This is a genomic window from Galactobacter sp., from assembly GCF_022712295.1.
In the GTDB taxonomy this organism is placed as follows: Bacteria; Actinomycetota; Actinomycetes; order Actinomycetales; family Micrococcaceae; genus Galactobacter.
In genome coordinates, this window is sequence record NZ_JALAGT010000114.1 from 18,538 (window position 1) to 31,583 (window position 13,046).

The window sequence follows — 13,046 nt, forward strand, 5'->3', positions numbered from 1 at the left end:
AAGCCTGCGGAGGATGCTGGTGCATCTCCATCGTTCCTGGCGGAAGCACCGTCTCGTCCCCTGCCGGGGTCGTCGGTTGCTGCGGCGTCACTGAGCCAGATCTCTCGGCCGCTCTTGATGGTTTGTCGGGGACTACTGTGCCGCTCGGCGCAGCCGGCACGCAACCCACCGGGGTGTCGCGCGTCACGGATGTGTCACAGTCGTCGCAGTTCGAATGGGCGCCGTCACGTTGAGCCGAACCCTTGATTCGAGCCATCATCAGGTGTAGGCGCCTCATGCCCGGGCGACGCCAGGCTTCACATGACTGTTACGGTCCGATGCGCCGCACGTCACTGCAGGTGCGCCCGGCATCCGCCTACGCTTGAACCATGACCGACGAGCAGGCTCCGGCCACCAACGCAATCCCCGCCGTCCCTTCTCTGGAAGACGGCATGAACTTCCACACCCGCAAGTGGGTACGCCCCGAGGATCTGAACGCCAACGGCACCCTGTTCGGCGGGTCGCTGCTGCGTTGGATCGACGACGAGGCCGTGGTCTACGCGATGATCCAGCTGGGTAATCAGCGCATCGTCACCAAGTACATCTCGGAGATCAACTTCCGCTCCTCCGCGGTGCAGGGCGACATCATCGAGATCGGATTGAAGGCCACCCACTTCGGCAGGACCTCCATCACCATGTCCTGCCGCGTGCGCAACATCATCACCTCGGAGCCCATCCTGACCATCGACACCATCGTGTTCGTCGGTCTGGACGAGTTCGGCCGCCCCAAGCCGCACGGTTTCACCGACGTCACCTTCGATCGGGACCGCTTTCCAGAGGGTCTGCGCAACCCGGGCCGCTGACGCCGGCCGCCTACCCATGCCCGACGGCGCGTGACCGCGCCTTGGCCCCGCCCGGCGCCCACCGGCGCGACGGATTGAGGTACCGACAAGTGTGTGGGCTGGACTCAGCCCCAGACGTCGGAGGCGATCCTCACGACGGACTCCACCTTGGCCCACTGCTCGTCCTCGCTGAGGACGTTGCCTTCCTCGGTGGAGGCGAAGCCGCACTGGGTGGACAGCGCCAGCTGCTGCAACGGGACGAACTGCGCGGCCTCGTTGATGCGATCCTTGATCACCTGCGGGTCCTCGAGTTCACCCGACTTCGAGGTGACCAGACCCAGCACCACGACCTGCTCGCCGCGGGGCAGGAAACGCAGGGGTTCGAATCCGCCGGCACGCTCCGAGTCATATTCGAGGAAGAAGCCGTCGTAGGCAGTGGCGAAGAGGTCCTCAGCCACCGGCTCGTAGCCACCTGAAGAGATCCACGTGGAACGGAAATTGCCGCGGCAGATGTGGGTCGTGATGACCATGTCGTCCGGCTTGGCCTCCAACACACGGTTGAGCAGGTCCCGGTATCGGTGACCAAGGCCGTTGGTGTCGATGCCGCGCTCCTCACGGGCGCGGGTCATCTCCGCATCGGAGCAGAGATAGGCCCAGGCGGTGTCATCGAACTGCAGGTAGCGGCAGCCTGCATCGTAGAAGGCGGCGATGGCGTCACGATAGGTCTGCACCAGGTCATCCACGTAGGCGTCGCGGTTGGTGTACTCCACGGCCACGAGGTTGGCCGGTTCCACCCGGAAGTCCAGCACCGTGGGCGCGGGGATGGAGAACTTGGGCTGGACGCCGGCGGCCTCGGCCAGCGGCTTCAGCGCCCGGAAGTGATCCAGCATCGGGTGCTCGGCCGGGAAACCGATACGGGAGCCCACCCGCAGACCCAACTGCTTGGTGGCTGCACCCTGGAACGGTAGCCCATGGTCCAGCTCCACCAGGTCAACGCCGTTGAGCATCCCGAAGAAGTCGAAGTGCCACCACGAGCGGCGGTACTCGCCGTCCGTGGCGAGCTTCAGGCCGGCCTGCGCCTCGCGCTCAACCAGGGCGGCGACATGGGCGTCCTCGGTGTCCGTCAGCTGCTCCTCGGTGATCTCACCTCGTTCCAGGGCTGCGCGGGCGTCCTTGACGGCCTGGGGACGGAGGAAGGAGCCGACGATATCGGCACGGTACGGCGGGTTGATGCTCATGGCTCCAACGTTAGCCGCATCCGATCGTTACTGGCTGTGGTCGCAACGCCCCGACTTCTCCGAGACGGTGTCCGGCATCACACGTAAACCACATTTGATGTTTAGACTCGGGGCATGGCTCATCTGATCGCGCTGGACAACGGCGCCCCTGACGTCCACCCGTCCGCCTTCCTTGCCCCGACCGCCGTCCTCTCCGGACCGGTCCGCTTCGGGGAGAACTCCGGCGCCTTCTACGGGGTGTCGGTGCGTTCCGACTCCGGTTCCGTGACGGTGGGCGCCCGCACCAACCTGCAAGACAATGTGGTGGTCCATGCCGATGCCGACTACCCCTGCGTCATCGGGGACGACGTCTCGGTGGGCCACCTCGCCGTGGTGCACGGCTGCACAGTGGGCAACGGCTGCCTCGTGGGTATGTCCGCCACCGTCATGAACGGCGCCGTTGTGGGAGAGAACTCGCTCGTCGCCGCCGGAGCACTGGTGCTCGAAGGAACGCAGATCCCGCCGCGTTCGCTGGTGGCGGGCGTCCCTGCCAAGGTGCGGCGCGAGCTGACCGACGAGGAGGTGGCAGGCCTCGCGAAGAACGCCGCCACCTACCAGGGGCTCATCGAGCGCCACCGCGCCGCCAACTCCTGAGCGGACCTGACTCCCCACTCTCCGACCGCTTGGTCCCCACCTTGCGGGTCAAGCATTCTGCTTGCCTTCACTAGTTGACAGCAAATGGTGGATGCATCACCATGTGACCATGCCTCCTGAAGACAACGGTGTCTCTTCCGGTCCGACTCGGCCCGGCTCACCTGCCGGCCCCGGGTCCCAGTCCGCCTTGCGGCGCGAAAACGTCCGCCGCGTGACCACCGCGTTGGCCGGCGACGGACCTGCCACGCAGGCCCAACTGACACGCGTCACCGGGCTCTCGGCAGGCACAGTCGCCAGCATCGTCCACGATCTCGAGGCCGAGGGGCGGCTGAAGCTCTCCCCCACCACCTCCTCCGGTCGCAGGGCCCTGCTCATCCACCTCGTGGACACCGGTCGCGTGGCAGCAGGGATCGACATCGGCCGTGCCCACGTCAGGGCCATCATCGCCTCGCCCACCCACGAGATCCTCGGTGAGGCTGTGCGACGACTTCCCGTGGGCCACGATGCCGACACCGGTATCGCGGCCGCCGTCGAGGTCCTGGACCAAGCGCTGTCCCAGGCGGATCGGACTCATGCCCACATCCTGGGGGCAGGGGTCGGAATCCCGGGCCCCTTCGACACCGAAACCGGCCGCATCGGGTCAGGCGCCATCCTCCCCGAATGGGTCGGATTGGACATCGCCGACCGCATGTCCGCCGTCCTCGGCCTACCGGTTCAGGTGGGCAATGACGCGAACCTCGGTGCGCTGGCCCACCTGGGTTGGGGCGAGCACTCCGCCGGGGAGAACTTCGTCTTCGTCAAGATCGGCACCGGTATCGGCATGGGCCTCGTCGTGGACGGACGGGTCTACACGGGCCACAGCGGCCTCGCCGGGGAAATCGGACACAGCGTGGTCATCGACCAGGGAGCGGTGTGCCGTTGTGGCAACCGCGGATGCTTGGAGACCGTTGCGTCCACCGCCGCGATGCTGCACGCGCTCTCTGCCGTGCCGAAACCACCGTCCACCACTGACGAGCTGGTGGAACGGGCCCTGGCCGGCGACATCGCGACATGTCGCGTAGTGGAGGACGCCGGAGCCTCGCTCGGCAAGGTCCTTGGCCAGATCGCGAGCATCCTGAATCCCCACACCATCCTCATCGGCGGGCCACTGAGCGTCCTGAACGGCCACCTGTTGGACCCGATCATGCGAGGACTCACACGCCACACGGTGCCGGACATCATCGACACCACCACGGTGGCCATGGCCGGCCTCGGAGATCGGGCCGAAGCCCTCGGCGCCGCCCTCAGCGTGCTGATGGCGGCCGACCCGGCCGACCTGTACGGACCAGTGGACCACTCGCCGTCGGGCCTTGAAGTAAGCCGCTGACCGAACGACGTCATGCTTTCAGAGGTTGACGACAAGCCGCTGAGCGGCTTTACTTTCTGAACGAATACCCGGTCGTGTGACCGGAACCACTCACAAAGAGGTGAAACGAACGTGGACGCAGCTGTCGACGTGCACTCGACCGGGACCGGAGACACCATCCTGTCGATGCAACACATCACCAAGCGCTTCGGTCCCGTGACCGCGCTGGACGATGTGAACCTGACCGTAGCTCGCGGGGAGATCCATGCGATCTGCGGCGAGAACGGTGCAGGCAAGTCCACCCTGATGAACGTGCTCTCCGGCGTCTACGGACACGGGACCTACGAGGGACGCATCGAGTTCAACGGCAAGGAAACCCGCTTCGGTGGCATCCGGGACTCCGAGGGCGTCGGCATCGTCATCGTCCATCAGGAACTCGCACTGATCCCCGAGCTCTCCATCGCGGAGAACATCTTCATGGGCAACGAGCGTGCCGCCGGAGGTGTCATCAACTGGGTCGACACCAACCGCGCCGCCACGGAATTGATGCAGCGTGTTGGCCTCAACGAGGACCCCGACACCAAGATCAAGGACATCGGCGTCGGCAAGCAGCAGCTCGTGGAGATCGCCAAGGCGTTGGCCAAGGACGTGCAGCTGCTGATCCTGGACGAGCCGACCTCCGCGCTGAACGAACACGATTCGCAGGACCTGCTCAAGCTCATGGACGGCCTGCGGCAGCGCGGGATCACCTGCATCATGATCAGCCACAAGCTCAATGAGATCGAGCAGATCTCCGACTCGCTGACCATCATCCGTGACGGCCAGACCATCCAGACCATGAACCGAGCCACCGGCTTCGACGAGGACTCCATCATCCGCGCCATGGTGGGTCGTTCCCTTGCCTCTCGTTTCCCCGATCACACGCCCAACATCGGAGAGACTCTTCTCGAGGTGCGCGACTGGACGGTGCAGCACCCGCAGGTCGCGGACCGGCTCAGTTCCAAGCACGCTTCGTTCCACGTGAGGAAGGGAGAGATCGTCGGCTTCGCCGGGCTGATGGGCGCGGGCCGCACCGAGTTGATGCGTTCCATCTTCGGGGAGACCTACGGCCAGAAGATTTCCGGCGAGGTCCTGATGCACGGCCAGAAGAAGGACGTCTCCACGGTGAAGAAGGCCATCAAGGCCGGCCTTGCCTACGTCTCCGAGGACCGCAAGACCCTTGGCCTGAATCTGTTGGACACCATCCGACGCACCACTGTGGCAGCGAAACTTCCCAAGATCTCCAAGCGGGGGGTGGTTGACCGTGACGCCGAGTTCAGGGCAGCGGAGGAGTACCGGCAGCGGCTACGCACCAAGGCTCCCTCGGTGGAAGAAGGCGTGGCCCGCCTCTCCGGAGGCAATCAGCAGAAGGTGGTGCTCTCCAAGTGGCTCTTCAGCGACCCCGAGGTGCTCATCCTGGACGAGCCCACGCGTGGCATCGACGTGGGCGCCAAATATGAGATCTACGGGATCATCCAAGCTCTGGCAGACCAGGGGCACGCGGTCATCGTGGTCTCCTCGGAACTGCCCGAGCTGCTGGGTCTCTCCGACCGCATCTACACGCTCTTCGAGGGCGCCATCACCGGTGAGGTCTCCCGCGAGCAGGCCACGCAGGAGAACCTCATGCGCCTGATGACCTCCGCCCATCCCCGTCCCGTGGCCGCCTGAGCCACCCAACCTGACTCGATTCATACGTCAAGGAAGTCGTCAGTGAAATCCATCAAGCAGCTCTTCGGCGGCAACATCCGCCAATTCGGGATGATCTTCGCCCTCGTCGCGATGATCATCTTCTTCCAGGTCGCCACCGGAGGGAACGTCCTCACCTCAGGCAACCTGCAGAACCTGGTCAACGGCTACGCCTACGTGCTGGTGCTGGCCATCGGCATGGTGATGGTGATCATCATGGGCCACATCGACCTCTCCGTCGGTTCGGTGGCGGCCTTCGTGGGGATTGCCGTGGCCATGGCCATGCGGGAATGGGGACTGCCCTGGTGGGGCGGCATCCTTTTCGGCATCGGCCTGGGACTGCTGGCCGGTGCGTGGCAGGGCTTCTGGGTGGCCTACGTCGGCATTCCCGCGTTCATCACCACGCTGGCAGGCATGCTGCTCTTCCGTGGCCTGAACCAGCTGATCGGCAAGCAGAACACCATCCCGGTTCCCGAGGGCTTCCAGGTCATCGGCAACGGGTACATGCCGGACGGCGGCGACAACGCTGCCTACAACTACCCGACCTTGGTGTTGGGCCTGCTGGCGATCCTCTACCTGATCTGGGCCGCGTTCCGAACACGTAAGCGCGCCCACAAGGCAGGTACCACCGTGGTCCCGGTCTGGGTGGATGTGGTCCGCACCGTGGTGATCTGCGCGGTCATCGCCTACGTGACCTACCTCTTCGCCACCGGACGCCCCGGCACGTCCTTCCCCGTGGTCGGCATCATTCTCGTGGTGCTGGTGATCATCTACCACTTCGTCACCTCCCGTACGGTGGCTGGCCGCTCCATCTACGCGGTGGGCGGCAACCGGCAGGCCGCACGCCTCTCCGGTATCAACGACAAGCGCGTGGACTTCTTCGTGATGATGAACATGTCCACCCTGGCCGCCGTGGCCGGCATGGTCTTCATCGCCCGTTCGCAGGCCTCCGGCCCGCTGGACGGTACCGGCTGGGAGCTGGACGCCATCGCCTCCGTGTTCATCGGTGGCGCGGCCGTCTCCGGCGGCGTCGGCACCGTGGTCGGCTCCATTGTGGGCGGCTTGGTCATGGCCGTGCTCAACAACGGCCTGCAGCTGATGAACGCCGGTACCGCCTGGACCTCCATCATCAAGGGCTTGGTGCTGCTGGTCGCCGTGGCCTTCGATGTCTGGAGCAAGAAGCAGGGCAAGCCCTCCATCCTCGGCCGGCTGCTGAAGGGTATGCACGGCAACCGGCCCACACCGGAACAGACCGAGGCGGGCGTCATCATCCCGCCGGTGCCGGCCGACCAGCCCAAGTAATCCCCGAACAGACCCACCAACCCACCCAGTCACTCGACTACATCATTTCTCGAAGGAGAGAAACATGAGCAAGCGCAAACTCTTGAGCGGCTTCGCCGCCATCGCTGCGGCCTCGGCCCTGGCCCTGACCGGCTGCGGCCGCGATTCCGGTGATTCCGGTTCCGGAGACGGCGGCTCCGGCGACAAAGGAGGTTTCTCCGCGGACGCCAAAATCGGCGTCTCGCTGCCGCAGAAGACCTCGGAGAACTGGGTCCTCGCCGAGAACCTGTTCAACAAGGACCTCAAGGACGCTGGCTTCAAGCCCACCGTCCAGTTCGCCAACAACGGCGCCTCCGAACAGCAGAACCAGATCGACGCCATGATCACCTCCGGTGTGAAGGTCCTGGTCGTCGGTGCCGTGGACGGCAAGCAGCTCAACTCGCAGCTGCAGCGCGCCAAGGACGAGGGCATCACCGTGATCGCTTACGACCGCATGCTGACCAACTCCAAGAACGTGGACTACTACATCGCCTATGACAACTACAAGGTCGGCGAGCTGCAGGGTGACGCCCTGTTGCAGGGTCTCGAGGAGCGCAAGGGTGACGGACCGTACAACATCGAGCTCGTGGCCGGTTCCCCGGATGACGCCAACGCCACCCCGTTCTTCGAGGGTGCCATGTCCAAGCTCGAGCCCAAGATCAAGGACGGGACCCTGAAGATCCTCTCGGGTCAGAAGGAGTTCAGCAAGGTCGCAACGCAGGGTTGGGACCCCAAGAACGTCCAGTCGCGCATGGACACCATCCTCTCGGCCAAGTACGGCAGCGAGTCCCTGGACGGCGTGCTCTCCCCGAACGACACCCTGGCCCGCGCCGCACTGGTCTCCGCCAAGAACGCCGGCCAGGAGGTTCCGGTCGTGACGGGTCAGGACTCCGAGGTCGAGTCCCTGAAGTCCATCCTGGCGGGCAACCAGTACTCCACCATCAACAAGGACACCACCAACCTGGTGACCCAGACGGTGAAGATGGTGACGGACCTGCAGAAGGGTGAGGACATCAAGGAGGCCACGGACAAGACCAACAACGAGGTCAAGGACGTGCCCACCGAGTACCTGGATCCGGTGCTCGTGACCAAGGAGAACATCAAGGATGCCTACAAGAATGACGAGTCCCTGAACAAGATCGTCAATCCCTGACCTGGTTACCTCCCGTAGAGGCGGTCCCGCACCTTCCAGGTGCGGGGCCGCCTCCGCGTCCGGTGCCCGACGGCGGCCGCCGCCCGCGCGAGACCCGAGGCCGGCCCGTCGGACAGGAGTTTCCTGCCAAAATGCCCGACGACGTGTTCTCACCTTTCGCCGGCGGCTCGCCTGCCTGTACTGTCCCCATTCATGGGAGCAGAGGTCAGCACACAGCACTTCAGCCGCGAGGAACGCAGGCTCTACCGTGAGCGGTTGGCGGAGCACCTTGACTCGCTGGCCACGTTGGTTCATCGGGGCGTGTTCCACGATGCCTCGAGCATCGGGCTGGAACTCGAACTCAACCTCGTGGATCAGGATCAGAATCCTGCCCTGCGCAATGCGGAAGTACTTGAGGCCATTGCGGATCCTGCGTTCCAGACGGAGATCGGCGCGTACAACATCGAGTTCAACCACCCGGCACTGACCATCCAGGGCCGGGGCTTGTTGGAGCTCGAGGAGAACCTGCGCGAGGAGCTGGACACCGCTCAGGCGCGGGCGGAATCCGTGGGTACCGGCATCGTGATGGCGGGCATCCTGCCCACGTTGGGGCGCGACTTCGGGACCAGCGGCGAATGGATCTCGGCCGGGGAACGCTACGCGGCGCTCAACTCCCAGGTCCTCGCGGCCCGTGGAGAGGACGTCCTGATCGACATCACCGGGACCGAGCGACTGCGCTTCCACGCCGAGAACATCGCTCCAGAGGCGGCCTGCACCTCCACGCAACTGCACGTGCAGGTGACTCCGGAGAACTTCGCCCCGACCTGGAACGCCGCCCAGGTGATCGCGGCCCCACAGGTGGCTCTGGCCGCCAACTCCCCCATCTTCATGGGGAAACAGCTCTGGGCGGAGTCACGGATCGAGGTGTTCAAGCAGGCCATCGACACCAGGCCTCCAGAACTGCGCAATCAGGGCGTGCGACCCCGCGTCTGGTTCGGCGAGAAATGGATCACCTCGGTCCTTGACCTGTTCGAGGAGAACGTGCGCTACTTCCCCGCGCTGCTACCGGAGCTCTCCGACGATCCCGCGCGCCAGGTCCAGGGCGTTCCGACCCTGGACGAACTACGGCTGCACAACGGCACCGTGTACCGCTGGAACCGTCCCATCTACGACCCCTCGGGCGGGCAGCCACACCTGCGCATCGAGAACCGGCTGCTGCCGGCCGGCCCCACCGTGGTGGACACCGTCGCGAACGCCGCCTTCTTCTTCGGGCTGGTCCGCGTGCTGCGCAACGCCGAGCGCCCGCTGTGGACCCGGATGGCGTTCTCCTCCGCATCGGAGAACTTCCTGCGCTGCGCCCGCCACGGCCTGGAGACCACCGTGTACTGGCCCGGCCTGGGCGAAATCCCTGTGGTGGAGCTGATCCTGCGGCACCTCCTGCCGCTGGCCCAACAGGGATTGTCGGAGCTGGGCGTGGAACCGGACGTGGCCGAGCGCTACCTGTCCGTGCTGCGTGAACGCTGCACCACCGAACAGACGGGCTCGCAATGGCTCACCCAGGGATTGCACTCCCGCGAGGCCGCAGGCCTGGACCGTGCGGCCGCACTACGGGACCTGGTGGCCGGCTACTCCAAGCACATGCACGAGGGGTCGCCGGTCCACAGCTGGCCGCTGGACTGATCCTCAGAGCAACCCACGCAACCCGTCCGCCTCGTCCGAGCGGCCGGCGTCATCCAGCAATTCCACGACCAATCCAGCAACGGCGGCACGAGCATTGCTGCGCTCAAGATCCTTGATCCGCTCCAACGCACCGGAAAGGATGGACAAGGCGCCCTCCTTGTTCCCCTCATCCTTCAAAGTGGCGCCGGCCGCGTACTCGGACAGGGCGGCGTTGAGTTGGTCCCCCTGGCCGTCGAACTGGTCCGCCGCGCTCAACAGCAGCGGGATCGCCTCCTCGCTTCGACCCAATTCCAGCAGGGCCCTTCCCCGAGAGTCCAAGCACTCCGCAGCGAACCAGGTCTCACCGTCGGCTCGGGCTTCTTCCTCCGCCTGTAGCAGCATCGTCAGCCCCGATTCGTCCCCGAGCCGAACCCACGCGCGGCCCACCTGGGCCCGGGCCACGGCCAGCAAACCGCGCTCGTGCTCCTGAATGGCCTCGGCCAGATCCAGCGCGCGTTGGCCGAAGTTGCGCACATCCTCCGGATGACCCGTCTGCTCCGCCAGAGTCACGATGCTGCGGGCGGACTGGCAGCCGAGGAAGGCCGCCTGCTGGGCATCGTCCACCTCGGGAGCCTCCGCGATGGCCACCTCGCCGGCCTGCACAGCGCGGTCGTAACACTCAACGGCCGTGCCGATGAAACCCAAGGCCATGGCCACGTTCCCGTTCCAGCGTTCCAAGGAGGCCCACTCCGCCGGGCTGTGGTCCACCCGCTGATCCATGACCCGCCGGGTCTCGTCCAGGACCTCCAAGGCGGCGTAGTTCAGGCCGGCGTTGCAGAGGAATTTCCCCTCCTCCACCCGGGCCATGACGTCCGGCTCGGTACCCATCTGGGCTGCCGCCTGGACGTAGATGTGCATCGCCTCCGCGGCCAAACGGTCCTGGTCCAACTGGCCCTGCAGCTCCGCGATGAAACGGCTGATCTGCAGCAACGGCTGCAGCGCCCTGTGCTCCAAGGCAAGATCGCGTGCCTCTGTGGCGGTGACCAACGCTGCGGCCGTGTCCTGCTGCACGGCGAGCTGGTCCACAGCCCTCAAATAGCCCACGTCGTAGGCCTGATTGGCCCACGGCCCCAGTTCGTCGATGGAGTCCAGGAGACGCGCCTGCATCTGCCCGTCCTCGGCCTCCAGCGGCACGGCCCAGCAGGCTCCCACCAGGCTGCTGCGCACCAGGTCCGTGTCACCCGCGCGTTGGGCCGCGTCAGCCGCGGCCAGGTAGAGCTTGTAGGACTCGTCCTGTTCCCCGGAATGAAGCAGGTGCAATGCGACATCCTCCAGCAGCCTCGCGCTGGCCTCGTCCGAGGACTCCACCTCCTTCAACAACTCAGAGACCAGCAGCGCCTGTTCGTCGTCCAGGACACCGGAGAGCATGACTCCGTGTTCCTCCTCGACGTCCGCCGCAACCTCCAGCCCGAGCTCGCGGTACGCAGTCACCCGCTCCTGCACGGCGTTCTCCAGCGTCTGCGGGTCGGCTTCGGCGTAGGCCGCTGAGGCCACCATGGAGTAGAGCTTGAGCCGCTGTTCCGGCGTGGGGTCGAGGGCGAGCGCGGCCTGGACCGCCTTCTTGCGCCGGAGGTCCTCGGACGACGTTCCTGCCCACGCGATCTCTTGCAACCAGCCGTCCACGTCCGTGGGGTCTTCCCCCCAGCCCGGTGTCGGCAGGTGCACGCTCTCCACACTCCCGACGTTGACCGGGTAGGTGTCCAACACCCTCGCGTTGGCCTCGCGGACCAATCGCGAGTATCGGTCGGTGCCGTTGCGGCGGTCGAATTCCCGTGCCAGCTCTCGCGTGCGCCGACGGGCGGCCTGCGCCAGCGTGTCGACCGTGGGGAGGTCCTCCCCCATGCCCAGCAGTTCCCCCGTCACGTGCGGGTCGACCTGCACCGGCCCCGAGGTCCCCTCCTGCAACGCGAGTGCCTCGCAGGCGGAACCGATGGAGAGCAACGACTGGAACTGGAAGCCATCGGTACGGTCCGCTCCCAGGTCCACCAGGTGGCGTTGAAGCAACACCATGGCCCGGCCCGTGTTCCCCGTGACGGCGCAGAATTCCACGTGCTGAGCGATGGTCGGCAGCATCCTCGCGTCATGACGCACCAGTTGGTAACCCAGCCAGTGCGCCTTCACCGCGTCGTCGGAACGGTCCGCCCGCAGGAGGGGCAGGAGCACACGCCCCATCACGGCCTCCGGCTCACGGTCGCAGGACTCCTCGGATTCGATCAGGGCGTCGAAGGCCTCCAACGCCTCGGTCTCCTTCCCCTGGTCAAGCAGGAACTCCACGCGTTCGGCCTGCAGGCAGGTTGCGCACGAGGCAGCGTCGCCGGATTCCTGGGCGATGGCATCGAGGTACTCCTGGGCCTGCTCCGGCCGCCCGGATCGGAACGCCTCCACGAAGCGCTCCTCAAGCACCATGGAGAGTCCCATGCCCTCCCGCAACCAACGTTGCTCCATGGCGTCCAGGGACTGCAGCACCCGCTCTCTGGGCACGTCTGCCAAATCCATCAGGATGGCAGGGACCCAGGTGTAGAACTGCAGCAGGTCCTCGTCATCGATCTGGGTCGGGAACCGTGCGGGATCCAGGTCGTTGTGGTGCACACACCAGTCGAAATTGGTCAGCGTCTCGTCGACGTCGCCAATTTCCCCAGCACGGGCCACGATGCGCATCCGGATCCGGTACTCCAGGACCTCGTCCTCCCCCACCAGCGCAAGCCCCTTCAGGAGGGTTTCCATGGCACGAAAGCCGTTGTCCTGCGCATCCGCCAGCAGCAGGGCGGTCTCCGCATCCTGCGGATCCGCCGCGTCACCGTTGACCACACTGAAGTCTCCAGGTCCCGAGCTCATGGATGTTTCCTCCCCAAGGTGATGCTGCCGTCCGCTTCCAGCCTCTCACGCTACCGTCAGGAACTGGATGAAACCCCAACTTCGGCGTCCCGAGGCCCGACGACGCGGGGTGACGCCTGCGCGGACCCCGCCACCGGCCGTCGGACATGGAACCCAGCGAACGCAGTCGGGGGGCGCCCCCCACCACGGGGGGGGGCCCCCCCAAGCGCCCCCCCACCGAACACGCGCAGGGTGGGGGCGAGGGACGGGGGGGGGAAGGGGGGGGGGGGGGGAGGGGG

9 protein-coding genes and 1 riboswitch are annotated in these 13,046 nt (G+C 65.8%); of the genes, 7 read left to right on the forward strand and 2 right to left on the reverse strand.

Annotated elements, in window-relative coordinates; translation table 11 throughout:
* Positions 1-24: 24 nt before the first annotated feature.
* Positions 25-124: riboswitch (SAM riboswitch) on the reverse strand.
* Between the two features lie 307 nt (positions 125-431).
* Positions 432-842 (forward strand): hotdog domain-containing protein, encoded by a 411-nt coding sequence (locus Q0A15_RS08830; protein ID WP_291279166.1) that lies wholly within the window; start codon positions 432-434, stop codon positions 840-842.
* Between the two features lie 104 nt (positions 843-946).
* Here Q0A15_RS08830 and Q0A15_RS08835 read toward each other — a convergent pair whose 3' ends face one another.
* The gene (locus Q0A15_RS08835) at positions 947-2,059 is read right to left on the reverse strand and encodes a 5-methyltetrahydropteroyltriglutamate--homocysteine S-methyltransferase (RefSeq protein WP_291279159.1); all 1,113 of its coding nucleotides are present in this window, start codon (positions 2,057-2,059) and stop codon (positions 947-949) included.
* A gap of 114 nt (positions 2,060-2,173) precedes the next feature.
* Between Q0A15_RS08835 and Q0A15_RS08840 the strand changes: the two genes are divergently transcribed.
* The 6 genes from Q0A15_RS08840 to Q0A15_RS08865 all read left to right on the forward strand — a co-directional run bounded on the left by Q0A15_RS08840 (position 2,174) and on the right by Q0A15_RS08865 (position 9,894).
* Positions 2,174-2,692 (forward strand): gamma carbonic anhydrase family protein, encoded by a 519-nt coding sequence (locus Q0A15_RS08840; protein WP_291279160.1) that lies wholly within the window; start codon positions 2,174-2,176, stop codon positions 2,690-2,692.
* Positions 2,693-2,903: 211 nt separating this feature from the next.
* Entirely contained in the window at positions 2,904-4,058 is a 1,155-nt protein-coding gene (locus Q0A15_RS08845; protein WP_291279161.1) for an ROK family transcriptional regulator, read from the forward strand.
* A gap of 165 nt (positions 4,059-4,223) precedes the next feature.
* Positions 4,224-5,744 carry a multiple monosaccharide ABC transporter ATP-binding protein gene (gene mmsA, locus Q0A15_RS08850; protein WP_291279167.1) on the forward strand — a complete coding sequence of 507 codons (1,521 nt, stop codon included), beginning with the start codon at positions 4,224-4,226 and terminating at the stop codon, positions 5,742-5,744.
* 42 nt (positions 5,745-5,786) lie between these two features.
* Positions 5,787-7,064, forward strand: a complete 1,278-nt coding sequence (gene mmsB, locus Q0A15_RS08855; RefSeq protein WP_291279162.1) for a multiple monosaccharide ABC transporter permease — start codon at positions 5,787-5,789, stop codon at positions 7,062-7,064.
* 64 nt (positions 7,065-7,128) lie between these two features.
* Positions 7,129-8,235 (forward strand): sugar-binding protein, encoded by a 1,107-nt coding sequence (locus tag Q0A15_RS08860; protein WP_291279163.1) that lies wholly within the window; start codon positions 7,129-7,131, stop codon positions 8,233-8,235.
* Positions 8,236-8,427: 192 nt separating this feature from the next.
* Positions 8,428-9,894 carry a glutamate-cysteine ligase family protein gene (locus tag Q0A15_RS08865; RefSeq protein ID WP_291279164.1) on the forward strand — a complete coding sequence of 489 codons (1,467 nt, stop codon included), beginning with the start codon at positions 8,428-8,430 and terminating at the stop codon, positions 9,892-9,894.
* A 3-nt stretch (positions 9,895-9,897) separates the two neighbouring features.
* Here the strand turns inward: Q0A15_RS08865 and Q0A15_RS08870 are convergent, their stop codons facing one another.
* On the reverse strand, positions 9,898-12,768 hold the full coding sequence (locus Q0A15_RS08870) for a hypothetical protein (RefSeq protein ID WP_291279165.1): 2,871 nt from the start codon (positions 12,766-12,768) through the stop codon (positions 9,898-9,900).
* Positions 12,769-13,046 lie beyond the last annotated feature (278 nt).